17 protein-coding genes and 9 tRNA genes are annotated in these 24580 nt (G+C 43.5%); 2 read left to right on the top strand and 24 right to left on the bottom strand.

All coding sequences use genetic code 11. The features are described from left to right. Positions 1-8 precede the first annotated feature (8 nt). The 5 genes from recD to QSH61_RS11315 form a co-directional block, all read right to left on the bottom strand. Entirely contained in the window at positions 9-1886 is a 1878-nt protein-coding gene (gene recD, locus QSH61_RS11295; RefSeq protein WP_174168669.1) for an exodeoxyribonuclease V subunit alpha, read from the bottom strand. After that, the gene (gene recB, locus QSH61_RS11300) at positions 1883-5419 is read right to left on the bottom strand and encodes an exodeoxyribonuclease V subunit beta (protein WP_206470991.1); all 3537 of its coding nucleotides are present in this window, start codon (positions 5417-5419) and stop codon (positions 1883-1885) included. The genes recD and recB overlap by 4 nt, the downstream gene beginning before the upstream one ends. Beyond that, entirely contained in the window at positions 5406-8663 is a 3258-nt protein-coding gene (gene recC / locus QSH61_RS11305; protein WP_248298610.1) for an exodeoxyribonuclease V subunit gamma, read from the bottom strand. The genes recB and recC overlap by 14 nt, the downstream gene beginning before the upstream one ends. A gap of 282 nt (positions 8664-8945) precedes the next feature. Further along, positions 8946-9971 carry a GGDEF domain-containing protein gene (locus QSH61_RS11310; RefSeq protein ID WP_010605111.1) on the bottom strand — a complete coding sequence of 342 codons (1026 nt, stop codon included), beginning with the start codon at positions 9969-9971 and terminating at the stop codon, positions 8946-8948. A gap of 305 nt (positions 9972-10276) precedes the next feature. After that, a complete protein-coding gene (locus QSH61_RS11315) occupies positions 10277-11317 on the bottom strand; it encodes an alkene reductase (RefSeq protein WP_174168664.1) in 1041 nt (346 codons plus the stop codon). A gap of 156 nt (positions 11318-11473) precedes the next feature. On the opposite strand from QSH61_RS11315, the gene QSH61_RS11320 reads away from it, so the two are divergent. Further along, positions 11474-12052 (top strand): TetR/AcrR family transcriptional regulator, encoded by a 579-nt coding sequence (locus QSH61_RS11320; protein WP_010605113.1) that lies wholly within the window; start codon positions 11474-11476, stop codon positions 12050-12052. Here the strand turns inward: QSH61_RS11320 and QSH61_RS11325 are convergent. The 3 genes from QSH61_RS11325 to QSH61_RS11335 form a co-directional block, all read right to left on the bottom strand. Then, positions 12049-12864: a transporter substrate-binding domain-containing protein gene (locus tag QSH61_RS11325; protein ID WP_174168663.1), complete on the bottom strand. Its 816-nt coding sequence runs from the start codon at positions 12862-12864 to the stop codon at positions 12049-12051. The two genes, QSH61_RS11320 and QSH61_RS11325, sit on opposite strands and share 4 nt — an antisense overlap. A 137-nt stretch (positions 12865-13001) precedes the next feature. Beyond that, a complete protein-coding gene (locus tag QSH61_RS11330; protein WP_174168662.1) occupies positions 13002-13403 on the bottom strand; it encodes a hypothetical protein in 402 nt (133 codons plus the stop codon). Between the two features lie 82 nt (positions 13404-13485). Beyond that, the gene (locus tag QSH61_RS11335; RefSeq protein WP_206470993.1) at positions 13486-14001 is read right to left on the bottom strand and encodes a hypothetical protein; all 516 of its coding nucleotides are present in this window, start codon (positions 13999-14001) and stop codon (positions 13486-13488) included. A 408-nt stretch (positions 14002-14409) separates the two neighbouring features. Here QSH61_RS11335 and QSH61_RS11340 point away from each other — a divergent pair, with 408 nt between their 5' ends. Further along, positions 14410-15765, top strand: a complete 1356-nt coding sequence (locus tag QSH61_RS11340; protein ID WP_206470994.1) for a hypothetical protein — start codon at positions 14410-14412, stop codon at positions 15763-15765. A 350-nt stretch (positions 15766-16115) separates the two neighbouring features. On the opposite strand, the gene QSH61_RS11345 is transcribed toward QSH61_RS11340, so the two are convergent. The 16 genes from QSH61_RS11345 to tolQ form a co-directional block, all read right to left on the bottom strand. Continuing rightward, positions 16116-16206 (bottom strand) — tRNA-Ser (locus QSH61_RS11345). Positions 16207-16295: 89 nt separating this feature from the next. Next, positions 16296-17339: a quinolinate synthase NadA gene (nadA, locus tag QSH61_RS11350; protein ID WP_010605119.1), complete on the bottom strand. Its 1044-nt coding sequence runs from the start codon at positions 17337-17339 to the stop codon at positions 16296-16298. A gap of 133 nt (positions 17340-17472) precedes the next feature. Next, positions 17473-17548: transfer RNA gene (locus QSH61_RS11355), tRNA-Lys, on the bottom strand. Between the two features lie 155 nt (positions 17549-17703). Beyond that, positions 17704-17779 (bottom strand) — tRNA-Lys (locus tag QSH61_RS11360). Between the two features lie 155 nt (positions 17780-17934). Then, positions 17935-18010 (bottom strand) — tRNA-Lys (locus tag QSH61_RS11365). Positions 18011-18165: 155 nt separating this feature from the next. Next, a tRNA-Lys gene (locus QSH61_RS11370) sits at positions 18166-18241 on the bottom strand. A gap of 155 nt (positions 18242-18396) precedes the next feature. Then, a tRNA-Lys gene (locus tag QSH61_RS11375) sits at positions 18397-18472 on the bottom strand. A gap of 29 nt (positions 18473-18501) precedes the next feature. Continuing rightward, positions 18502-18577, bottom strand: a tRNA-Lys gene (locus QSH61_RS11380). A gap of 29 nt (positions 18578-18606) precedes the next feature. Next, a tRNA-Lys gene (locus tag QSH61_RS11385) sits at positions 18607-18682 on the bottom strand. Between the two features lie 29 nt (positions 18683-18711). Further along, positions 18712-18787 (bottom strand) — tRNA-Lys (locus QSH61_RS11390). A gap of 149 nt (positions 18788-18936) precedes the next feature. Beyond that, a complete protein-coding gene (gene ybgF, locus QSH61_RS11395) occupies positions 18937-19692 on the bottom strand; it encodes a tol-pal system protein YbgF (protein ID WP_206470995.1) in 756 nt (251 codons plus the stop codon). 12 nt (positions 19693-19704) lie between these two features. Next, positions 19705-20241: a peptidoglycan-associated lipoprotein Pal gene (gene pal / locus QSH61_RS11400; RefSeq protein WP_010605122.1), complete on the bottom strand. Its 537-nt coding sequence runs from the start codon at positions 20239-20241 to the stop codon at positions 19705-19707. A 40-nt stretch (positions 20242-20281) separates the two neighbouring features. Continuing rightward, positions 20282-21640, bottom strand: a complete 1359-nt coding sequence (gene tolB / locus QSH61_RS11405; protein ID WP_010605123.1) for a Tol-Pal system beta propeller repeat protein TolB — start codon at positions 21638-21640, stop codon at positions 20282-20284. Between the two features lie 9 nt (positions 21641-21649). Further along, on the bottom strand, positions 21650-22591 hold the full coding sequence (gene tolA / locus QSH61_RS11410) for a cell envelope integrity protein TolA (RefSeq protein WP_206470996.1): 942 nt from the start codon (positions 22589-22591) through the stop codon (positions 21650-21652). Next, positions 22591-23019, bottom strand: a complete 429-nt coding sequence (gene tolR, locus QSH61_RS11415; protein WP_010377593.1) for a protein TolR — start codon at positions 23017-23019, stop codon at positions 22591-22593. The genes tolA and tolR overlap by 1 nt, the downstream gene beginning before the upstream one ends. Then, entirely contained in the window at positions 23006-23710 is a 705-nt protein-coding gene (gene tolQ, locus QSH61_RS11420) for a protein TolQ (protein WP_010605125.1), read from the bottom strand. Before tolQ ends, tolR begins: the two co-directional genes overlap by 14 nt. Positions 23711-24580: the final 870 nt, after the last annotated feature.

Below are 24580 nucleotides of genomic sequence, written 5' to 3' on the forward strand. Positions count from 1 at the left end.
AAAATTCATCATTTTGATAGCCGGCTTCGTAAACCACTACTGCGACTTACACTTCGATTCATACCCTGTACTAATACTTTATATTGCGCCACCAATTCAAACTGCTGTTTAGCTCGGGTGATCCCAGTATAAATAAGCTGGCGATTTATCCCCTGCTGTGCGCGTTGAATGGGTGGTAGTATCATTGCCGTGTAAGCAAACTCAGAGCCTTGCGATTTGTGGATAGTCATCACGTATACTCTATCAAAGCTCGGCAATCTTGCAGGATAAAAGCGCCTAACGCAGCCCTGTTCATCAATAAATGATGCCTGTAGCTCACCCTGTTCGTCGCGTAAAATGATCCCGATATCGCCGTTAAACAGTTTCAGCTGGTAATCATTTTGGGTGATCATAATGGGCATACCAACGTAAAACCGTCCTGTCGGTTGCACTAATCCCATTTGACTAAGCTTGAGCTCTATTCTGCGATTTAATTCGTTCACACCGTAAGGCCCCTCTCTCACGGCTGCAAGCAATTGATAACTGGCAAACTCGCTATGAATGATGGCTTCACTCTCACCATGATGAATGGCAAGCAGGTATCGCTGGTATTGCTCCGCCGCTCTGGCAATTAAGGCATTGTAGGTTTCACTATTTAATTCATGATGCTGTATATCGCTAAAACCTTGCCTCAGCACGCTGTCTAATTGCCGCTTATTGTTACTATTTACGGCAAATGCTAACTGACCTATCCCACTTCGACTGTCAAAACGGTGACTTTTTTGTAAAAACGCCAGATTATCTTCCAACATAAAGTCAGCGCTGGTATCACCCGATTCAGGCAAGTTTTGTTTACTCAACTCAGCTAGCTTTGCTTTCAGTGCCTGACTGTAATGTGGTGCTTGCCCAAGCGTTAAGTTTTCACATAAGTCGCTGAGTACGTTACCGGTATCTACCGATGCGAGCTGATCTTTATCGCCGAGCAAAATAAGCCGTGCATGTTTTGGTAGTGCATCCACCAGCTTAGCCATAAGCGATAAGTCCACCATGGATGCTTCGTCAACAATCAGCACATCAACATGCAGCGGGTTATCTTGATTATGACGATAGTGCACGCTATTAGGAATAACGCCTAACAAGCGATGAATAGTTTGCGCCTGCTCCGGCAGTAAATCAGCAAGCGCTGGCGGCAGGTTTAACCTCGCTTTCGCACCAATAATTGACTCACTGAGCCTCGCAGCCGCTTTGCCGGTCGGCGCTACTAGCTTGATGGTCAACGGCGCACTGTTATAAAGCGACTGTAAAATAGCAAGCAGTTTTGTGACCGTCGTGGTTTTTCCTGTACCGGGACCACCCGTGATGACACAAAATCGCTTAATAATAGCAAGCGTACAAGCCACTTTTTGCCAATCAATGTCTTCTTCACTGGCTGGAAAAAACGACGCCAACAGTGCACTCAGTTTTGCTTCGTCCAGCGTAACATCGGCTTTTGCCAACATTTCAAAGTGTCCAGCAAGCCTTGCTTCATAATTTGCTAATCTCGCCAAGTAGAGCTTATTACCGTATAGCCGAAGCGGCTTATCTTCACCGATCGCAGGATGCTGTGCGAGCGCAGCAAAGGCTATACCTGTGCTTGAAAATGGCGACAACTCTACAGATCCATCCGCAACCGCGTAGCTGAGCTCAAACGGATCCTGATAATTAATACTGTCTAACTCTAAACAACTATGCTGACGTCCATGAGCGATTAATAATAGTAAAAATACATAGAAGTAATCGTCGTAGCCTTGCTGATTCAACAACTTGGCTAACGCGATATCGGCTTTACCAACTCGTTTGTGTTCAAGCAATAACGCTATAAAGCTATGATGATCGAATGCCTCAAAGTCCATACTTAACTGGCTCATACAGACTCCTCAAATAATGCATCTAATTCTAACACCTGCTCTACGCTTAACTGATTGAAGAAAATCCCCTGATTGTCCGGTAATGCACGTAAGAACAAATAGTAGTTTCCACCTAAATGCTGCTCAGGGTTATAGTCCACGAGGCGCTGCTTTAACAAGCGGTGAAGTGCCACGGTATAAATCATATACTGTAAATGATACTGATGAGACGACATCGCGGCATTGAGGTTATCGTAGTGATAATCTTCTGGGCTATCGCCAAGGTAGTTGGACTTGTAATCGAGAACAAAAAACTGTCCTTGCCACTTGAAGATTAAATCAATAAACCCTTTCAACATGCCTGTCACATCATCAAAGTTTAAAAACGACTTTTGTCCAGTGATATCACTGAGGATCTTGTTCAGCTTCACCGCACTGAGTGGTTTCAGTGGCAAATAAAACTCCATTTCAACAATACAGTCGTCCGGTGGCAGCACACCAAGTTGTAAATGAGGATGTGGCGCAAGTGGTGCTGCCAAACAGCTTGTTATCCAGCGCTCAGCGGTCTCTTGCCATTCGGTCGCAATACCAAACTTATCCAAAGATTTAGTGACCGCTTCGGTCAACGTATACTTATCTTCGTTTTTGGGGGAATTCGGTGCGGTAAAATCTATTAGCTCAAAGATTTCGTGCAAACAACTACCCGGCTTGGCGCCCTTAGGAAATGTATAAGAGTTTTTTTCCCGCTCTTGATGCTGCTCAGGTAAGTCCAGTAAATGGTTTTCGTCCACGGCCCCGGCAGGTTTATCACCATGATGCGTGTGATAGCTTAGCTGGCTAAAGCTTGTAGTACGCCAGTGGCGTTCAATCTGACCGCTGAAGGTTTTCGCTGACAAAGCTAGAGGCTTGTCTTCAAGCGATATGTTTATCGCTTGCTGTGGTGCGGTGATTTCATCTAATCTTACGCACTCCATTGCCGCATGTGCTTTACATAACTCGCTTAGGGCACTTTGCCAAGCCTCGGCACTGTCGAAAGTTTTCGTGCCAAACAAGGCAAATCCTAAAGCCGTTTTGTGCAGCGCAGACTTTTTACTGCGCCCTTGTTGAATGTCGTAAAGCCCAAGCTCGCAATAATGCACCGCACGCGTCAGCGCAACGTAAAGTAAGCGAATATCCTCAGCCAGTCGTTCTTGCTCTGCTTTTTCTTTCGCGTCATCACTGGCTTCAAGGTCGACAACTAACTTATCCCCTTGGTGATAAACTAACGTATCAGGCTCACGAAACCCAAGTGCAAATGGCATAAAGACAATCGGATACTCCAAACCTTTTGATGCGTGCATGGTCACAATTTTCACCAAATTGGCATCGCTCTCTAAGCGAATTTGGCTGCTGCCACTCTGAGCATTATTTAGCTGCGATAAAAACCAACGTAACACACGACCCGTGCCATCAAGCTCTAATTGCTTATGCTGTAAAAGCTCAGCCAAATGACGGAAGTCAGTAAGCCAACGCTCCACTTCCATTCCCTGCTGCTGCCAAATCACTGGCAGCTCACAAGTTATCAATAAGTGTTCCAGCATCGCCATTGCACCAGAGCGATACCACAGCTGTGTTAACTCACTAAATAGCTGCAAATAACCTTGCCACTGCTGTTCATTAAACTGCAAGTCGTACAGTGCTTGGTTGTTTAAATAAAATAATGGTCCCGCAAGCACGCCTCTGAGCGCCGCTTCGTCGTAACTCCCGTGCAGTACATCAAGCAGTTGATACAACGCGATTGCTAGCGGCTGCCTAAATACACTATCTCTGGCAAGGTACACACTGGCAATATCGAGTTGATTTAAGGCTCGTTTTATCAAGCTCGCTTCTATGCGGTCGCGAACTAACACACAGATATCCGCTGGCACAACTGGGTTTTCGCCAATCTTCGCAACCCCCGACCGCCCTTGCTCGATAAGCGCTGCAACTCGACCAGCGAATGCTTGGCTTAGCCGCGCTTGCGCGGCGCTTTTGTTAAGCGCTTCATCCTCACTTGGTAATACACTAAAGCGCAGAGCTGACGGCTTTTTAGACGCGATAGTAAATTGCGCATCCTCGGCTTTACCTTGTGCGCTCACCTCAATGAAAGGGATATCTTTGTTGTAGATAAAACTATTGGGATGGCGAGTAAATATCGTATTCACTGCGGCAACCACGTCACTATCGGAGCGATAATTGGTTGCAAGCGTATACTGCCTGTTTTGCGCAACTCCTTGCTTTGCACCGATATAAGTAAAAATATCCGCTCCACGAAAGCCGTAAATGGCTTGTTTTGGGTCGCCTATCAAGGTTAATGCCGTATTTTTCTTTGCATAAACTCGGCTGAAAATCCCATATTGGATGGGATCGGTATCCTGAAACTCATCTATCATAGCAACCGGATATTGCAATGCAATTTTTTCGGCTAAGCACTCACCACTGTCGCCCATCAGCGCTTGATGCAGCTGCTTAAGTAAATCGTCGGGAGAGATCAAGCCATATTCTTCTTTGTGGGCGTGAAGCAAAGCCCTCACCTCAGTCACCGCTTGTTGCACTAACGCGATTTTAAGCCCATTCCCGACCAATTGGTGGAGCTCTGCCAAGGTATCAAAGTGACGAATAAGTTCGTGCTCCAGCGGCGTTGTATTCTTTTTATATTGAGCAACATCAGCAAGGCTTTCACTGCCCCAAAGTCCAAACGAGTGATTGCTGCTACCAAACTCAAACCACCACTGCTCACTGTTGACATAATTCTCAAGAGCTTGAAGGTTATCCTTTCGCCCTGGTGCACGATTGCCTGCCAGCCCCGATTTTTTCAACACATTGATGTAGTCAGTTTTGACTATTTCGGCCTTTAGCCACAGTGCTAATGTTTGGTATTTTTCACGTGCGGCAAACACTGCATCTAAGGAAACAGAGGGTTTAATTTCGGCATTTTCTCTTGCTAATAACGGTCTAACTTGCTTCGCCAGTGCATAAGGCGTAGCAAATTGCTCTATCACAGCCTGTGTTTTTTCTGTGTCTAGCGGGTAGACAAAACGTCGCCAATGATCTGCCATCGCGGCATCAATCAGCTCGCTCTCATCGAGAATAAATTCGAGGTTAAATGCCACCTTAGACTCAAAAGCGTGTTGCTTCAGCATTCTTTGGCAAAAGCCATGAATGGTGAATATCGCGGCCTCATCCATTGACTTAGCGGCAGCATCAAGGAGATCAAAGGCGCGCTTTTTATCTTCAATTTGCGCCAAAATGGCATTGATCAGTTCATCTTTACAGACTTCACCTAGTAGCACGTCTCGAGCTTGAATAATGCGTTTTCTCACTCGGTCTTTGATCTCTTGTGTTGCCGCTTCTGTGAAAGTTACCACTAAGATTTGTTCAACGCTTAACGGCTCATGTTGTTGATCAGAAGTGCGCAAGCCTAGTAAATAACGCAGATATAAACCGGTGATGGTGTAAGTTTTCCCCGTGCCTGCACTGGCTTCAATTAGGTTTTGGCCACTTAAAGGCATAGTAATGGGGTTAAGCATCTCCATGACGTACCTCCTCAGCGGCATTAAGAATAGGTGTTAACAAAGTAAGGCTAAGTGCGCAAAAACGCGCTTCATGAGCTGACAAATCGCTAAAGCATAGTTGAACATAGGGATCTTCTCCCTCTCCTCGACCAACATATTGCGGCTTAAATTTATATGCGGCCTTTTTAATATCCTGTGTCTTGGCATATTCCATGCTAGAACTTGGGAAAAATGCCACAGGTTCGCTCAGCGCTTGTTTATAAAAAGCCAGCCACTGCTCCAAATATTGCTGAGCGTGTGGCTGTGAAATAGCGGTAAAGTGCACGCTTTGATCTAGCCCAACAATATAAGTAGTGACTTCATGCCCCATTACGCAAGCCGCGCAGTGATGTAAAAACCCTTTAATTAAATCTTTCGCTTTAATACTGGCGCTGCGATAGTACACTTGCCTGTTTTCATACACACAATCAAGCCAACCAACCAGCAAATGCTCTGCAATACCAAGTTTTAGCTCTAGAGGCGCCTTTGCTTCATTAAGCAAAGGCGTTAGTACCTTAACCATAGGTTCAACGCGGGTCAGCAGCCCCTCTAGCTGTAGTTTGCCGATGTTCGCTTGTGGCAGCGAGCCTCGTTGTAAAATCTGTTCAAGATTTAAGGACCGTTGTTGTAGCTGAGCATCCAGCACTTCATCTAAATATTGATAGCGCTCCAATGCATCTAAGGCGAAAGGCTCTTCATCAAGTGTTAACGCTTCTATTGGTTTGAGTTTAATGCCCAGCGCTTGCTGATAAAATAACTTTTGCGGCTCGCAAACGCCGCGCAGCAAATCGCTAAACTCAATTTCTGCGTCTAAAACTGGTACTAACGGTTTTACCTCATCAGCATGCGCCGCCCTATGCTGCCAAAGCCAAGTACGATTGTAGCTCTGTAGTGAGCCCGCTTTAAAATGTTCGGGATTAAAAGGTTGTAATGGCAGCTGTGAAGTTAATCGAGTGACTAACGACTGCTTTGGCATGTCTTCGAAGTAAAAGCTGCGATCTAAATATTCTGTCAATTCGCTGACTAAAACGGATGGCACTTGGGCTTCGTTGTTAAAACAAGAGCGGCCAATATAACTGATATACAAGTTTTCTCGAGCACTGAGTAAGGCTTCTAAGAACAAGTATCTGTCGTCTAGTTTTCGTGAGCGATCGCCTTTACGTCTCGTGGAGTGGGCGACTAAATCAAAACCAATAGGCTGCACGGTACGAGGATAGTCCGCGTCATTTAGACCAAGCATACACACCACTTTAAATGGAATAGCACGCATCGGCATCAGCGTACAAAAGTTTACCGCTCCGGCTAAAAAGCGCTGCCCAACCCCTTTTTCTCTGACGCCTTGCTTAACCAAATACGCTAATATTTTTGCTGAGACTGGCGCTTGAATATCGCCATTTTCCTGGTGTTTTTCGATATTCTCTATAATCTGCTCAAGCTTAAGTAAATCCCAACTCTGTTCAGATTCTGACGAGTAAAATAGCGCCATGGCTTCACGTAGAATTGCTGCGAAACTCGTTAAGGTCTTTTCGCTGCTGAGTTGTAGTTTTAACCAGATAAGCGCATCAACAAAGCCGATAAGCTTGTTAAGTACCGCCACCGACATACCTTCGACTTCATCAGCAGGATAAATGGAAGCGAACGGTGTCTGTTCATCGTTTGTTGCAACCCCTAAGAGCAAACGGTTGAGTCCATGCTGCCACGTATTTAGTGGTATTTTTGGCAAGCCATATTCGCTTTTATGGCTGTCGTTTAGGCCCCATTTAACACTGACCTGATCAAGCCAATAGCGAATTAAGTCAAACTCATGGCTTTCAAGGTTAAACTGTTCGGCGATCGGCGCAACGCCCAGCAAATCGAGAATATCCGACACGCAAAAACGGTTATTGGGTAAGTCTGTCAACGTCACAAAAGACGTTAAAATAGGCCGCTCTTGCTCAATTGCAAGATCAGAAATCGCATAGGGGATCCGCAGATTGTCCTCACTACTGTCAAACACAGCTTTAATAAATGGCGAATAGGTGCCCACATCAGGCATCATGACGATAATGTCTTTAGGCGTCAGACTAGGGTTTTGTTCAAACTGATTGAGTAAGTAATCATGGAGCCGCTCGACCTCACGCAGTGGCGTATGGCAATCCTGAAAAACGATACTGGTATCATCGGCCATAATGGGTAACTTGCCCTGCTGCGAAACAAACCAATTTGGATCAGCAGTTAACGACTCTCCTTTAAATGCCAACTGGTAGATCTCTTGCTGAACCTGACCAAGCAGACTGTCATCAAACGCGTCATCAAATCCATCAATCCAACTGGCATCAAGCTGCAATAATTGCTCAAAATAGTCACGCCCGAGCTTTCCCCATGAAGAGAGTAGTGGATTGCCAACGTAATAATACTCGCCGTCTTTCGCTTCGAGCTCTGGCATTTTGGCGTATTTTGCGGCGACTTTAGCTTGAGTCTTCTCATCGACTAAATCTCCCCAGTAGTGTTCACTAGGGTTAAAAAAGAATAAAAATACATTCGTTTTTTGGCCAAGCGATTGAAAAATATCAAGTTGGCTGGTTGATATTGCCGACAGTCCAAATATACAGATCCGCTCGGGAAGTTTGCCTTCTGGTGCATTGGCCAGCCCTTGCAGTAACTGATCGTGCATGTTGGCACGGTGATACGGGCTTTGTTCAAGTGCTTCAACATGGTGGACTAAACGACGCCAGAGATCAGGCTGCCAAGGGGCGATGGCTTCAACATCCACATCTATAAGCGCATCTTGGCCCTGATCCCAAAATTCAATCCACTGGGGGCGATACATTAAATATTGGTCAAAAACGTCGGCAATTTTTTCACACAACGCAAAGAGTTTAATTCCTGAAGGGTCGTCACCTAAATAGTGCTTAAGCGCAATATATTGAGGCTTATCAATGCAGCCGGGTAATAGCGTAAATAGTTTCCAAGTCATATTGCCTTTATTAAAAGCGGATTCCTTGGGAACATCATCAATGAAATTTTGATATAGCTTCCAAATGAAGCTAGATGGTAATGGAAAGTCGACTTGTGCACTTATCCCTAAGTGTTGACTCATGCCTAGTTTGAGCCATTCAGACATACCAGGAGATTGTACTAACACCACTTCTTTTGCAAAAGGATTTGCGAGCGGTGCCGATTTTATGAGTGTGCAGAGTTGTGCCTGCAAGATTTCCATTCGATTCGATTGGATGATGTGTAACATGTTGTCTGCCATGCAGTTTAACGCTGTATTAAGTGTATCGGAATCTTCCTATAAGCGGTAGTTATTGAAGTTATTGCGAGTGCACTTGAGTAGAAAATCAACAACCGCCGCTTCTCAGAAACACTTTTATACCTATTTAACCTGAGTTTCGTATAATTAATGCCTTTCTAGCAGAAAGTTTTAGCGCTCATTGCATTCACTTGTTCTAAATGAGAAATTTTTAACACAGCTAGCGTCAGATTTAATCCCTCAAATTGAGCACCTTATTAAACCAAATTGGTATTAGAACAAATCTATATCAGAGCTCTCTTCCGGCGCTTCAATTTTATGCTCAGACAGCAACGCTTCGTAAAAACAAAGCATATCGCGACCGTTATCTTTTGCGTAATAAAGTGCTTTGTCGGCATTTTCAAGCACAGTGATAGGGAAATCATATGGACTAATGCGAGACATTCCAACACTGACGGTGAGCTTTTTTACGAATGGAAAGTGAGTATTTCGTACCAACTCCATAAACTCGTCCATCTTAGCTTTTATCGAATCGTAATCGGTTGGCTCAAAGACCAGTACAAATTCTTCGCCACCGAAGCGAAACAATAAGTCTGTGGATCGAAAAAACTGACGCATACGCTGCGCTAATAACAGTAAAACCTCATCTCCGCATACATGTCCGTAGTTATCGTTGACTTTTTTGAAGTGATCGATATCCATGATAGCAAGCCAGGAGGTTGCGCCTTTATGCACCGAGCGCACATCACCATGCCATACCGTTTTGTGTTGTTTGATAACTTGCTTTTCAATCAGTTGCTTTAAACGTTTTTCAAAGGTTTGACGGTTCAGTAGTCCGGTGAGTTTATCACGCTCGTTTTCGTGAAGAATGGTGAGATAATTTTCAAAAATGCGGCAAAATGCATTAAGTAATACTTGATCTGCACTCGACAAGCCCGTACTGATAACTGCTATTGCACCAACCGGCTTTTCCTGAAGGCTGATTGGCACCCAACGATGCTCAGTGCCATCTTTCGCTTGTACCGTAATTATACAGGCCGACTGCAAGCAAGAAATTAATTCCTTATCTGGCTCTTTAACTAGGCTTCGCTCTTCCCAATCAAATTCCTTATCGGAGAGTTTTCTTAAGAGCAGGCTTCTCTCTATCGCGATCTCTCCAGGAACGAGCAAGTCCTTATAGACAGCGACCTCTTTACAGCCTATGAACTCTTGAATAGTAGATACTAAGCTATATTCAAGAGAATCAACGTCTCTCGTTTTTGTTATTTTGATAACGGAATTTAGTAAATCTTCTTGCATGTCCGACGCACTCACAACTGCATTGCTGGCATATTATTACACACTTAGCGAACAAATAAACTCCAAAGTACTCCTTTATTCCTATCAATGTTAAAAAATAAGCTACAATCCAGTTGATTATTAATTAGCAAATACTTGAGGGTTAAACACTTAACTGCTCTCAAGCTTAATTGATAAAGATGACAACTTTTGCATCAAAAGTTTTCGCTTTACCACTGACGCCTGCTTTAAGCTTATGCAATGTACAAAAAAATGCCAAACTTAAGTGTTTGGCATTGCTATAAATTCATACTTATGGATTGGTTTTATTCTAATGTTGCAAGCATAGACTCATCATACTCTTTCACGGCTTGACCAGCTTGCACCTTCTCCACATAATCAGGATTAGCAATAAACGGCCTACCAATGGCTAATAAGTCAAATTGTTGGTTTTGGATAGCCTCAGCACCTGATTCAGCCGTATAACTCCCCACACCTACTAACGTCCCTTTATAAATGCTGCGTAAGTAAGCTGAAGCACTGCCGCCCAAATAATCAAACTCCATTGCATCGTCGAAAATGCCCAGATGCAGATAGGCTAAGTTGCGACTGTTTAACGCTTTAAGTAGGTAGTCAAATACCGCTCTGTCTCTTTGGTCGCCATCCATATTGAAGTAAGCACCCGGTGACACTCTCAGACCCACTCTGTCGGCACCAATACGCTCAGCGATAGCATCTGTCACCTCCAAAGCAAATCGGCTCATATTTTCTGGTGTTTGACCATACTCATCGGTACGCTGATTCGCAGCGTAATGTAAAAACTGGTCAATTAAATAACCATTGGCACCATGAATTTCAACCCCATCAAAACCTGCTTTTATCGCGTTTGCTGCCGCTTGGGCATAGTCGGCAATGAGTTTTGTAATATCTTCCTTCGTCGCCGCTTTTGGCGTTTGGTAGGTTAAATCACGCATTCTTGGAATTGAACCTTCGATACCAATAGCCGACGGTGCTAAAACTTCTCCGTCAAAAAAGTACGGGTGCGCAACACGCCCAACGTGCCACAATTGCGCAAACATTTTCCCCCCCTCAGCGTGTACAGCATCGGTTACTTTTTTCCACCCTGCAATTTGTGCTTGTGTAAACAAACCTGGGGTATTCGGGTAGCCTTGCCCATCAGGACGAATAATCGTCGCTTCACTAATGATTAATCCTGCTTTGGCTCGCTTAGCATAGTACTTCACCATGTCATCGGTAGGAACTAAATCGTCGTCTGCCATACAGCGCGTCAATGGCGCCATCAAGATGCGATTATTGAGTGATATCGTGTTATTTAGCTTAACATTTTCAAAAAGTACCTGTGGCATGCGTGTCTCTCCATATTTGAATATACATTCAAGATATGGATTCTTGAATCATTATTCAAGTTAAACCTTTACATTTTTTTCATTGTTATCAAAAATAGGGGTGAAGTATTGGTATAATGACGACGTTTAAACCCACTTGGTGCACCTAGGAAATCGATGAGAACAGCAGAGTTTGATAGAGAAACCGTACTGAGAAATGCCATGCAAGCATTTATGACTTATGGCTACAATAAAACCAGTATGCCCAAACTGACCGAAGTAACCGGACTCCATCCTGGTTCTATCTACTGTGCGTTCAAAAATAAAAAAGGTTTGCTATTAGCCGCTATAGATCAATATCAAGCAGACCGACGAGTGCATTATCAACAGCTGTTCGAAAACAGCACCAGCCTTCGCTGCGCACTTGAGCGATTCTTACAAGATCTCGTCGGTGAGTGTTTGGGCGACGAGTCAAAGAAAGTGTGTTTGCTCACCAAAACGCTTAATGAAATTGGCGAGCAGGATGCGGAAATTCAAACGGCACTCAGCGCTAACTTGCACCAATTTGAATCACTGATCAGGCAACAATTTTTAATGGTTTGGCCCGATAGTGAAGCATTAAGTGAAGATGAAGCCACAAAGAGAGCGCGTTTTTTCATTATGTCTGTATATGGTATCCGAACTTATGCAGCGACTCAGTGCGACAGCTCACACCTAAATGCACTGGCGGATAGGTTATTGGAGGTCTCAATTTAAAGCCGAGAGCTTTGAGCTTGGCTAAACTGCCGTTTAAACGTATCGTGTAAACTCTTGTCTATGAATTCGAGATGCCAGTTAATAAAGCGCTCGTCCACCGTCAAGCCCGCCAATACAGAATTAACCGCTGCTAAAAACCCGCGTGTAACGGGTGTATCCCGACAAGCGATATGCCCAGTAATAAATGGAGCAAAACCACTAACCGCAATTGGTACGGGTTTTTCTGATGCGTCTTTCGCGTGGTATGCAATAACCGAGGGATACTCAAGCAGCAACTCAAAGCGCTTGCTCATCAACATAGAATACATTTGTGCTTCGTTTTCGCTGCCTTCTTTCACGTAGAGCTGATCTGCTGGTGTCTGCTGTATCATGGCATCGGCAATATCACCATATGAGCGCTCTTTTTCTACGCCCAACAACCATTTGGGATGACTCGTTAACAATGCTTCTAGGTTTTGCTCGGTTTGTGCAGACGACAATTGCGCGGAAGGTGCAGCAAAAACTTGTAGCCCTAAAAAGTAAGTGGTCGGCTCAGAAAATAGTAATGTTTTACTGCGCGCTTTATTCACAACTAAGTTTCTAACACACTCCCCTTCACCACCTGCAATATTTTTAAGCGCACGATCAACACTGGCATCAGACTGTGTAATCTCAAACTGAGTTAATTGGCTTTGCAGATAGGAAAATACACGACTCTCAGTGAGGACACCTTGAGAAGGGTTATTGTAAATTGTGATTGCTTGCGGCTGGGGCTGAGCGATTGAATAGCTACAACAAAGTAGCAAACCAGATAGTATGCCAAGTCTATTCATTGATATGTCCTTTTATTTCCCGTTGATACTTCCCACAGTAGTCTATTTTATACTGCAAATTATATCGTTGGAACAGATTCAAAATAAGTAAAACTGCAATTCGTCCTCTTCCGGATGTTTTCACACAACCATTTTATTTACTTTCGATACTTTTCATAGAAAGAGTCAATTGAGCATTCAAATAGCGCTTTTATATGATTTTTAGCCTCTGGAATTGAGACAAGCTCAAAATCGACGGAAACAGATTTACCACCAAATAGTCCAAAAGTAGCTGGCTTAGACACAACATCCAAAGTCAGTAATCCGCTGTTATTTTCTATTGGTGTCAATTGGTAAGAGGCGCATTTACCGCCTTCATCGCCAAGTATAAAAAAGAACCCGCCACCTTCCCCAAGTGCCTCAAACAATTCCAATTCTTTGTCCCAAGGGTAATGATCAATAACATCCCAAGCTTCACGATAAGAACGTAGTTCTTTTTCATAATTGATCAGCTCAGTGCTGCCGTCACGATGTTGGTAATAGACTTTAACTCGCCTCATTAAACTTTCCTTATCCACTAACATCACATTTTTTGAGAATTTGCTGCCGGAGAAAAGCCTTCAGCAGCTTAGTTGACATACTCTACATTTTCGCCACAAATACGTCATGTATTTTCTCTCGCGTTAGCTGGTTGAAATCACCGTCATGATAGTTTTCGACATATTCAATAAAGGCGCTTGGAGTGATAGTAATAGCTGACAGAAGCCAGCTCGAACCGTCATCTTCATCATTATTAAACTCTACAGCTCCCCGAGACCTAGTCGCTTCATTATCAAGTCGCCAAATGCAAAACGTGACCTCTTCTATTTCGAAAGCCTCGTCATTCAGTACTTCCAACAGCTCTGTCGGCGCTCCCTCGTACATCCCAAGCCGTACACCGTACTCTTCTTGAGCATGAGGGCTAACTTCCGACTCATGATCGAACCCCTTGATAAGGATCGACTCGTCTTTAATCACAACAACAATATTGTCGCCGCCCCCATTTTTGTAAGTCGCGATATCAATACCAGAGGCCCAATTTTCGGTATAAGTAAAACAGCGCAAATACTCATCATCAGAGATTTCAATATCTAATGCCGCACTGGCCTTAAGAGCCAACTTCAATTCCTTATTTGATATTTTGTTGAGTTCCATCTCTTTCTCTATGTTGGAGGTGAGTTATTATGTAATTTAGCACTTTCTAAGGTCTAAATTATGATGAGTGTCGCTGCTTTTTTGACTTTCAGAGTCAACTTCCGGAGCAGCTTAATTATGCTACTATCGAGCTTATAGTAAAATCCTAATAGGAACGCAGAAATTTCTCCTAATGCTTCAGGGGGTTTGACTATATCTTATGACTAAGAGCGGATGTTTTAGCACCAATAATACATCATGTAAATGCATCAAGTAGTCTCAACTATATAAAACCAAACAGAGAGAAAAATGTTTCTTTCTACTATTTTACTAACGAATGCTGACTTAACCCTTCATATAAGAAAGGGTTAAGTAAGCACAGGGACAGACAATATGGATATATCAAATACCCAATGGCATGCTAAAACCAAAGCTTCGCCTGCTACCTCATATCGTTCGAATACGGATACCAACCAGAACAATGCACGCAATACACAGGTGTCTGTTTCTTCATTGGCTGTGAAACTAAAAGAAGCACAACAGGCGATTGACGCAGCTCGTTTAAATCAGCAATCATTTCCACAGAATAACAACGTTTTAACGTGGCAAGCGCAAAGCAATCAAGAAGAGATTAATTCGGCTAAGTGGGAGTTTGAGCAACTGTCAAAACCTCAACTGGAGACTATCGCCATGGATCCCAGTAATACCTTTTCAAAAGCAGAGAAGACTGCTGCTTACGAAAAGTGGCATGCACTTGATCAACGAGCGTTGTCTGAGCTGAAGCGGAACGCCCTCAATGATGATAATGCAATGACATCATTTGAAGCTGCGCTATACACACATAGCCAGACATTCTCAGAACTCGGTAAAGCTATGCTCCCTGATGATTATCTTTCGCAAGCACAGTCACACTTCGAGTCAGCGCTCCAAGACATGAACTTATCAGCGCATACAATGAGCAATCAAGCTGAGCATTACTATAGCCTAATGGTTACAGATCTGTTTGCTGGCAATGAACCTAAAGTGCACAATGGCGCTGAAGGGATGTCTTCACATAACTTAGAACGAAGCAACTATGACTTCTTGACTCATAAAGACAGATTTATGCTGGCTGATATGTATGAATATGCAGAAAAAAGTGGCATAGATTTCGAGTATATTCAAAAACTTGCTAGTGACATAGGAAACTACCGACGACATGATGACGGCAAATTACTCAGTAATTTCAACGAGGGGCATTTTAATACCGAAGGCCAAAAGCTCACTGTCGGATTTACGCAAAGAGATCAAGCCTCTATAGATCGCCTGATGAATAATGGTGCACTATCTTCCAGTGCTCTGGACGCGGGCTTTGTATCTTTTATCACAGACCCAGGCCTTGGCGCACTCTCTCACCAAGGCAGCTACCAGTTTCTGGCACATATAGCAGAAGTAACAGCCGGTATTGCGACCAGTGACTCAGCAACGGAATTTAAAACGTTCACCGAGGCAAGTAGCATCAACGAGCGCTATGTCATGACCCAATCTGAAGAAAGTATTTCCCTCCCAGAACCGGATGTGACATGCAAAAACGGGGTCTGTGAGGTAACCGAAAAAGGACGGAAAAATGGCGTAACCTTAACGCAAAATACTCAAGTGCTCGCACCGCCTATTGAGTTCAAGCCCGCTCAATTTGATACCCTATTCCACCTACAAACCGACCCCGATACTCAGAAATCACTCTGGTTCGAATGGCTTATAGAAAAGTAATTACTTAAACTTAAAGCGGGCATTTCGTATTTTTGTAAATAAGATAGCGAAGTTATCTCCACCTTATGTTCGTTTGACTTAATATCTATCGCTGAGACATTTAAGTTAAAATAAATCATAGATACCCACCTCAAATTCGGATGGCTGTGCTGTCTGCAACTCCAACCGATAATCTAAGGCTAAATGCACAAGCAAAGATATTTTAAATAAAAATGACGTAAGCCAGAATGGCTTTTTAAGATGCGCTGTATTGAGGAAATAAAAACGAAGTTTAGGGTTTTCATAGCCCCAAAATGTCCCCAAAAGTACGAGCAGCTTCTAGTAGGTGATTGATTTGAATAAAAAAGGAATGGCGGAGAGAGAGGGAGTCGAACCCTCGATACGCTATAAACGTATACACGAGTTCCAGTCGTGCGCCTTAAGCCACTCAGCCATCTCTCCGCACTGAATTGCGGGGCTAATACTATGAAAAGCCTCGCACTTTATCAAGCAGTTTTTTGCTTTTAGGATCTATTTGTCTATTAATCCTACTATTTCTGCAAGGATGCAGAAAAATCTAGCATGCGATTGAGCGAACGTAGTGCGCCTTCACGCAATTCCATATCAACGAAGACTTCTTTGCCCTGTGGGCTGATAAGCGCTTCTTCAATTGCCTGTAGGCCATTCATTGCCATCCAAGGGCAATGGGCACAGCTACGACATGTAGCGCCTTCACCGGCGGTTGGTGCTTCGAAGAACTCTTTCTCAGGGCAAAGTTGCTGCATTTTATAGAAGATACCGCGATCGGTAGCAACGATAAACTTCTGATTATCCATTTCTTGCGCAGCTTTAATTAACTGACTCGTTGAGCCTACTGCATCTGCTAAGTCTACGATTTCCGCAGGAGACTCAGGGTGAACCAGTACCGCAGCGTCAGGATGTAGCTGCTTCATGTCTTTAAGGGCTTTGGTTTTAAATTCATCATGAACGATACACGCACCGTTCCACATGATCATATCGGCGCCTGTTTTCTTTTGAATATAAGAACCCAAGTGCTTATCCGGACCCCAGATAATTTTTTCACCTTGCTCATCAAGGTGCTCAACAATCTCAAGCGCGCAAGAAGAGGTGACAATCCAATCCGCTCTTGCTTTTACCGCAGTTGAAGTATTGGCGTATACCACCACTTTTCTGTCTGGGTATTGATCACAAAACGCAGAAAACTCGTCGATAGGGCAACCTACATCCAACGAGCAAGTTGCTTCGAGTGTTGGCATCACAACGGTTTTGTGCGGTGTCAATATTTTTGCCGTTTCGCCCATAAAGCGCACGCCGGCTACGATGATCATGTCTTTGTCTTCTTGCTTAGCGCCAAAGCGTGCCATTTCTAATGAATCAGCAACACAGCCGCCAGTTTCTTCAGCAAGTGCTTGGATCTCAGGATCAGTATAATAGTGGGCAACCAGTACCGCATTCTTTTCAACTAATAGCGCTTTGATACGCGCTTTATACTCTGCTTTTTCTTCAACGGTAAGAGGGGCAGGTTTTGGAGGGAAGATATAATCTTCCGGCATAATACGTTCAGCTAGACTCATTTCTCGACCACTAGTCCACATTGCATAATTAGGTGGAATTATACGAAAAATACAGGGGTAATCCTAGCGATTGTTTAGCTCTAAATGGCGAGTTTAAGAAAGTATTTTGAATAATATATGAAGAATAAGAGGATGGTGGGTCATGATGGACTCGAACCATCGACCAATGGATTAAAAGTCCACTGCTCTACCAACTGAGCTAATGACCCGCTCAAGCATTAAAAGTGCCATTAATTCATCCTGAAGAGGTGTTCTGGCTCGTCGTCCTGACTCGCGTTCAAAAAGCTGCGAAGCGATGCTCCGGTCTTTTTTCACCCAACTGAGCTAATGACTTGCTCAAAACTGAATTAGTATGCTTGTAAAGTGGTGGGTCATGATGGACTTGAACCATCGACCAATGGATTAAAAGTCCACTGCTCTACCAACTGAGCTAATGACCCGCTCAAGCATTAAAAGTGCTATTAATTCATCCTGAAGAGGTGTTCCGGCTCGTCGTCCTGACTCGCGTTCAAAAAGCTGCGAAGCGATGCTTCGGTCTTTTTTCACCCAACTGAGCTAATGACCCGCTCAAGATTGAATTCGTATGCTTGTAAAATGGTGGGTCATGATGGACTCGAACCATCGACCAATGGATTAAAAGTCCACTGCTCTACCAACTGAGCTAATGACCCGCTCAAACATTAAAAGTGCCATTAATTCATCCTGAAGAGGTGTTCCGGCTCGTCGTCCTGACTCGCGTTCAAAAAGCTGCAAAGCGATGCTTCGGTCTTTTTTCACCCAACTGAGCTAATGACCCGCTCAAATATGAATTATAAAGCTTGTAAAGTGGTGGGTCATGATGGACTTGAACCATCGACCAATGGATTAAAAGTCCACTGCTCTACCAACTGAGCTAATGACCCGCTCAAGCATTAAAAGTGCCATTAATTCATCCTGAAGAGGTGTTCCGGCTCGTCGTCCTGACTCGCGTTCAAAAAGCTGCGAAGCGATGCTTCGGTCTTTTTTCACCCAACTGAGCTAATGACCCGCTCAGAATCGAATTCGCAAGCTTATTAAGTGGTGGGTCATGATGGACTCGAACCATCGACCAATGGATTAAAAGTCCACTGCTCTACCAACTGAGCTAATGACCCGCTCAAAATCGAATTCGTAAGCTTATAAGTGGTGGGTCATGATGGACTTGAACCATCGACCAATGGATTAAAAGTCCACTGCTCTACCAACTGAGCTAATGACCCGCTCAAAATCGAATTCGCAAGCTTATAAGTGGTGGGTCATGATGGACTCGAACCATCGACCAATGGATTAAAAGTCCACTGCTCTACCAACTGAGCTAATGACCCGCTCAAACATGAATTCTAAAGCTTATAAGTGGTGGGTCATGATGGACTCGAACCATCGACCAATGGATTAAAAGTCCACTGCTCTACCAACTGAGCTAATGACCCACTTAACGCAGCAGTTTTTTGTTACCAATCGCCTGCTGCGGGCGCTTATAATACTTATTTAAATTTTGAGTGCAACTGAAATAGCTAGTTTTTTTCACTTTTTATGACTAAGCGCCTAATTTTAAGGCACTCAGCTCAAAAAGTGATAACTACATCTTCGCTAAACGCTCTGTTGCCAATTTTGCAGGCGTCGTACTTGGATACTCTTTAATCAATTTATTAAGGAGTGTCTTCGCTTCTGCTGCTTGTCCCTGTTTATGTAAAATAGTACCCAGCTTTAACATCGCTTCTGGACGTTTATTCGATTCAGGGAAATTATCAACTACGGTTGCGAAATGAGACTTAGCTTTACCATCATCAGATTTTATTAAGAATAGCTGACCTAACCAGTAATGCGCGTTCGGCACATATACTGAGTTTGGATACTGCTGCAAGAAACTTTGAAACTCAGGGATCGCCGCATCGTAGCGCTTATCCTTCATTATCATGTTTACAGTACGGTCGTACGCTTCATTCTCTGATAGATTACTGCTAAATGCTTGTTCGGGCGTAACATCTGGCGTTACCGCGACTGCGGTCGATTGTGACTGGTCGTAGGCTTGGCTGACGCGATTTTCAATCTCTTGATACAACTCACGTTGACGTTGTAGCACTTTTTCAAGCTTATAGCTTTGCTCTTCCGTCACACCGCGTACTTGGCTTACTTCTTCTTGCAGCAAGTTAAGTTGCTGCTGTAGCTCAGCCTGTAGCAAATTGCGAGTTCTCATCATACTCTCAAGTTGAGAGACGCGTTCTTCCAGTGTTTGATTTGAATTTGCAGCTTCTGAAACAGGAGCGGGAGCAGCCCAAACTTGGGCGCTCCCGCTCATGAGTAAGAATGCTGCCAAAATAGTATTCGGCTTCATAATAACTCTTTCTTAGTACACCAATACCGCGCGGCGGTTCTTAGCGAATGCTTCTTCTGTACGTGACTTCACTAAAGGTTTCTCTTCACCGTAGCTCACTACAGAAATTTGGCTGTCAGAAACACCAAGGCTTTGAAGGTACTTAGCTACTGCCTTACCACGGCTTTCACCTAGCGCGATGTTGTACTCAGGCGTACCACGCTCGTCTGCGTGACCTTCTACTAGTACTTTCACACTTGGGTTTTTCACTAGGAAATCAGCGTGCGCTTGAAGTAATTCGGCGTACTTACTCTGAATAGTAGATTTATCGAAATCGAAGTATACGATCTGTTCTTGACGTAGTGCTTCGTATTTCTCTCGTAGTTTTTCTTCTGCTGATTTCTCACGAGAAATAGTGTTTACGTCAACAGTGTTATTATCTTGATTGGTTGCCGCTTGATTGCTTTCGCTCGCCGCGCCCTCGTCAACACTTGAAGATGAGCTACATGCTGCAAGTGTCATCACTGGCAACGCGACCATTAAGGCTTTTAGAGTTTTGTTAAGTTGCATCGAGTATATTCCTATATCTTTATAAATCTAACCAGCAAAATTACTGTAAAAACGGCGACCAGGCTGGTGCCTTAACTTGGCCATCCAAGACAGGTAACCTTGCCTTAAAACGACCATCCATAGACACCAATGCCAATACCTGCTTATTATTGTGCAAGGTGCTGTATATTATCATCGAGCCATTTGGTGCAATACTCGGAGACTCATCTAATCTCGTACGAGTGAGAACTTGAAACAGCCCGGAATCTAATTCTTTTTTCGCAATGTGGTAACGGCCAAGCGTGCGGTTAACCATAATCAGACGCTTTCCATCTGGTGTGATCGAACCTGCTAAGTTCATGTCGCCGTCGAACGTCACTCGCTTAGACCTACCAGTTTTTAAATTTAACTTATAAATCTGAGCATTACCACCCCTTTCAGATGTATACACAATTTCTTGACCGTTTGGGTGCCAAGAAGGCTCAGTATCTATACTACGGTGTCGAGTTAAGCGTGTTTCTTGACGAGTTTTAAGGTCAATTAGATAAACTTCTGTCGCACCACCTGAGTCCTTAGAGAGTACCGCAAGTAATTTAGTTCCATCAGGAGAAAACTGTGGCGCACCATTAATACCTGGATGGCTAGTGATCAGTTCACGCTTTCCTGTATAGATATCTTGAATGTAAATTTGGGATTGGCGATTTTCAAAAGTCACGTACGCAAGTTTGTTTGCATCTGGCGACCAAGCAGGCGACATTAACGGCTCTTTTGAGCGCAATAACACCTGCTCGTTGTAACCATCATAATCGGCAACAACTAATTGGTATGGCTTATCCTGTCCGTCACGCACGATAATGTAGGCAATCTTAGTTCTAAATGCGCCTCGCTCACCTGTTAAAGCTTCATATACTACGTCGCTAATTTGGTGCGCGTAATTTCTAAAGCCTGTACTGCTAACAATACTTTGGCGTCCTTCAAGCACATGATCGTCGCTTTGCATTAAGCGACCATTCGACATTATGCGAGTTTCACCACCGGTCAGCTGTGCTCTGATCACGTCAATCAGTTCATACTTTACCAAGTAACGTCCAGCAGATTGCTGGGTCACGGTGCCTACAACTACCGCTTCAACCCCTGCATCGACCCATGCAGCGTAGTCGATTTCCGAGTCAGTTGTTGGTAATTGAGGCATGTCAGCCTCGGCAACAGGCTTAAATTTACCGCTGCGCATCAAGTCTGCAGAAATAACGTCACTTAAACTCGACGGCATTTCACCAGTGCCATTATATTTAAATGGTACAATTGCGATGGGTCTAGCACTGTCTACCCCTTCTGTTATCACAATTTCAAGTGCGGCTTGCGCAAACTGTGAAACACCCAGAGTAAAAACCAGCAATAAGGTTGTGAACTTCTTTAGCATGTTCGTCCTTTAAAAATTTGGTTTAATTGTTAAATTGATATTCTTAAGCTGTTCAAACACGTCTTTATCTTTAGAAACAGGTAAAGTATCTGCCATTTTCACAGCACGGATAGCGGCTTCACATACAAGCTTATCGCCACCCAATGACTCTACATGCGTCACAAGGCCATTAAAGGCAAGACGAATGTTTACTCGGCATTGTTTACCTTTCATTGTTTCATCAATAAGCAAGTTTGCTTGAATGCGTTGCATAATAAGCGCTTTAAACTTATCCACTTCGCTCAATACTTGCTGTTGACGGATCTTAGCTCTTGCTGCCTGCTCTTTGGCAAGCTGGTCACGCAGCATTTGTTCTTCAAGTGCCTTTTGACGTTGACGCTCCGCTTCTTCCGCTTTTCGTTTTTCCTCAGCTTCGCGACGCTTCCTCGCCTCTTCGGCCTTTCTTAAGCGATCTTCCTCAGCTTGGCGTTGGGCAGCAGCCTTTTTAGCAGCTTCTTCCGCAGCGGCTTTTTCAGCTCTCGCTTTATCAGCCTGTTCACGTTGCTTTTTCTCAATTTCGCGAGCGCGTTTAGCTTGCGCCTCAGCTTGGCGAGTCTCTTCCAACTTAGCTTGACGCTCTTGCTCCAGCTTTTTTATGCGCCGAGCTTCGGCTTCACGGTCTTTTCTAGCTTGCTGTGCTCGCTGTTCAAGATCGCGAATACGGCGATCTTCAGCAGCTTGCTTTTCTTCTTCACGCTTTTTTAAAGCAGCAATCTTTTTCTCAACCGCTTGCTGATCAACCGACACTGCAGAAACCGCCCTTTCAGGCTTTTGATCTTTCTGCTGTGGATTTAAGGTGACTTCCATCACAGTAGGTGTTTCAACTTGAAAATTTGCCGTAGCAAATAGCAGACTGCCAATCGCGCCATGAAGCAATACTGACTTAACTACGCTGCTAGATAATGAACTCATTACTCATCCTCAAATGATTTAGTCATTAAGCCAACAGAAGGAACACCCGCTTTTTTCAAGAAGTCCATTAAATAGAGTACTTCTTGATATGACACTCTGCCTGAACCTTTGATCATCACAGGAGTATCTGGATTTTGTTCTAACTTTAGTTTAATCACCGCAGCTACTTCTACGGCATCCATCGGTGCTTCAGGATCGGTACCGACAGTAACAAAATAGCGACCTTCAGCATCAATGGTGGCAATAATCGGTGGCGAGTCTTTGGTTTCAACCAATTCAGACTCTTCCATCTGAGGTAAGTCTACTTTTACGCCGTGTTGGATAAGTGGAGCCGTTGCCATAAAAATGATTAACAGCACCAACATAACATCAATATAAGGAACGACGTTGATCTCCGCGACGGGACGACGTCTCTTACGCTGATACATTTTGTTTTGCCTCTACTTGTGTTGCAGCCTGACGATAAAGAATGTTAGCGAACTCTTCCATAAAGTTAATGTACTGAGTTTCTAGCTTTTCTACATTTTTGGCAAATCGGTTATACGCCATAACCGCTGGAATTGCCGCAAACAGACCCATGGCTGTTGCAATCAACGCCTCAGCAATACCTGGTGCAACCATTTGCAGTGTCGCTTGTTTCACTTCGCCAAGCGCGATGAAAGCATTCATGATCCCCCAAACAGTACCAAATAGACCGATATAAGGACTGATAGAGCCAACTGTCGCTAAGAAAGAGAGGCTCGATTCTAACTTTTCAATTTCACGAGAAAGCGCGACACGCATTGAACGGTGAGTACCTTCAACAACAATCGAAGGAGATTGGATATTGCCTTTTTTATGCTTTGCAAATTCTTTAAAGCCGGATACAAATAACGCTTCTAACCCTGTTGCACTACCAGCCCTTGCAGCTATTTCATTATAGAGTTTGCTAAGATCCATACCGGACCAAAATTTTTGCTCGAAATTCTTTGATTGGCTTTGGGCTTGAGAAATGACAGTTTTACGTTGAAAAATAATTGCCCAAGAAGCAATAGACAATCCCACCAGGGTCAACATTACAAGTTGTACCAAAAAACTGGCTTTTAAAATTAGATCGACAAAATTTAGTCCCGATTCCACGTTATTATACTCCCAAAAGTGTTTCGGCAATGGTAGCCATTTATATTCTTGCGCTCTACTGAGCAATATCTAGAGATAGACTAGATTTACTACCAAAAGGTTCAGCTAGTTTAACCACACTACAAATACCTTACAATCTCAATACTGCGAATTCATTGTATTTGACGATAAATAGAGCAAAACAGTGTAACTCCCTTTGCTTTACCCAAACTTAAGCAAATTCGGCAATCTCCATCACAGTCTCTAAATATGACCCAAAACTGCATAAAATAGGAGTTTTATGCACAAATAGAGAATAAAACCTCAAAAAACAGATTGGTCTTACCAATTAACAACAGATTATCTAATATTTACATTTTGCGCATTTAACATACAACCCCATATTTTACATGAACTTATACAAATACATCGCCACATTTAAGCTCACTTTTTAGCCTCAATAAAAATTCTGATATTAGTTTTTTTTATCTGAAAAAAGAATTTTTCTAGTTTGATGAAAAACCAAAACCTCTTTAATATACACCCTGTACTGAGCGAGCAGCTGAAGTTTCAGCAAAGCACAGTTACTTGCAATAGGATTCTGATTTTTCGTATTGCTTAGATGATGCATTTTGTGGATAAAACCCAAAGTAACTCATCTTGTTCCCTGGATTACTTCCTTCAACTTGTTGTTTTGCCCGCATTATTTGCGGGCTTTTTTTTGCCTGAAATTTGGTGCACGCCCCTTATTACGCTCCTCGTTTTCTTTAACACTCGATTATTTTGCGGTTTTTATTTAGCACTTGGTTTAAAGGACGAGGCAATCTACAAATAGTTTAAGCAACGTATAACACACAGGTAAATTACTTCAGCGGTAATGAATCTTGCTTG

Source organism: Pseudoalteromonas sp. JC3 (assembly GCF_030291895.1).
Lineage (GTDB): Bacteria > Pseudomonadota > Gammaproteobacteria > Enterobacterales > Alteromonadaceae > Pseudoalteromonas.

Bases quoted from the DNA above. Each gene is read 5' to 3' on its own strand.
- recD (WP_174168669.1), bottom strand. From the start codon at position 1,886: ATGAGCCAGTTAAGTATGGACTTTGAGGCATTCGATCATCATAGCTTT.
- recB (WP_206470991.1), bottom strand. From the start codon at position 5,419: ATGGAGATGCTTAACCCCATTACTATGCCTTTAAGTGGCCAAAACCTA.
- recC (WP_248298610.1), bottom strand. From the start codon at position 8,663: ATGTTACACATCATCCAATCGAATCGAATGGAAATCTTGCAGGCACAA.
- QSH61_RS11310 (WP_010605111.1), bottom strand. From the start codon at position 9,971: ATGCAAGAAGATTTACTAAATTCCGTTATCAAAATAACAAAAACGAGA.
- QSH61_RS11315 (WP_174168664.1), bottom strand. From the start codon at position 11,317: ATGCCACAGGTACTTTTTGAAAATGTTAAGCTAAATAACACGATATCA.
- QSH61_RS11320 (WP_010605113.1), top strand. From the start codon at position 11,474: ATGAGAACAGCAGAGTTTGATAGAGAAACCGTACTGAGAAATGCCATG.
- QSH61_RS11325 (WP_174168663.1), bottom strand. From the start codon at position 12,864: ATGAATAGACTTGGCATACTATCTGGTTTGCTACTTTGTTGTAGCTAT.
- QSH61_RS11330 (WP_174168662.1), bottom strand. From the start codon at position 13,403: ATGAGGCGAGTTAAAGTCTATTACCAACATCGTGACGGCAGCACTGAG.
- QSH61_RS11340 (WP_206470994.1), top strand. From the start codon at position 14,410: ATGGATATATCAAATACCCAATGGCATGCTAAAACCAAAGCTTCGCCT.
- nadA (WP_010605119.1), bottom strand. From the start codon at position 17,339: ATGAGTCTAGCTGAACGTATTATGCCGGAAGATTATATCTTCCCTCCA.
- ybgF (WP_206470995.1), bottom strand. From the start codon at position 19,692: ATGAAGCCGAATACTATTTTGGCAGCATTCTTACTCATGAGCGGGAGC.
- pal (WP_010605122.1), bottom strand. From the start codon at position 20,241: ATGCAACTTAACAAAACTCTAAAAGCCTTAATGGTCGCGTTGCCAGTG.
- tolB (WP_010605123.1), bottom strand. From the start codon at position 21,640: ATGCTAAAGAAGTTCACAACCTTATTGCTGGTTTTTACTCTGGGTGTT.
- tolA (WP_206470996.1), bottom strand. From the start codon at position 22,591: ATGAGTTCATTATCTAGCAGCGTAGTTAAGTCAGTATTGCTTCATGGC.
- tolR (WP_010377593.1), bottom strand. From the start codon at position 23,019: ATGTATCAGCGTAAGAGACGTCGTCCCGTCGCGGAGATCAACGTCGTT.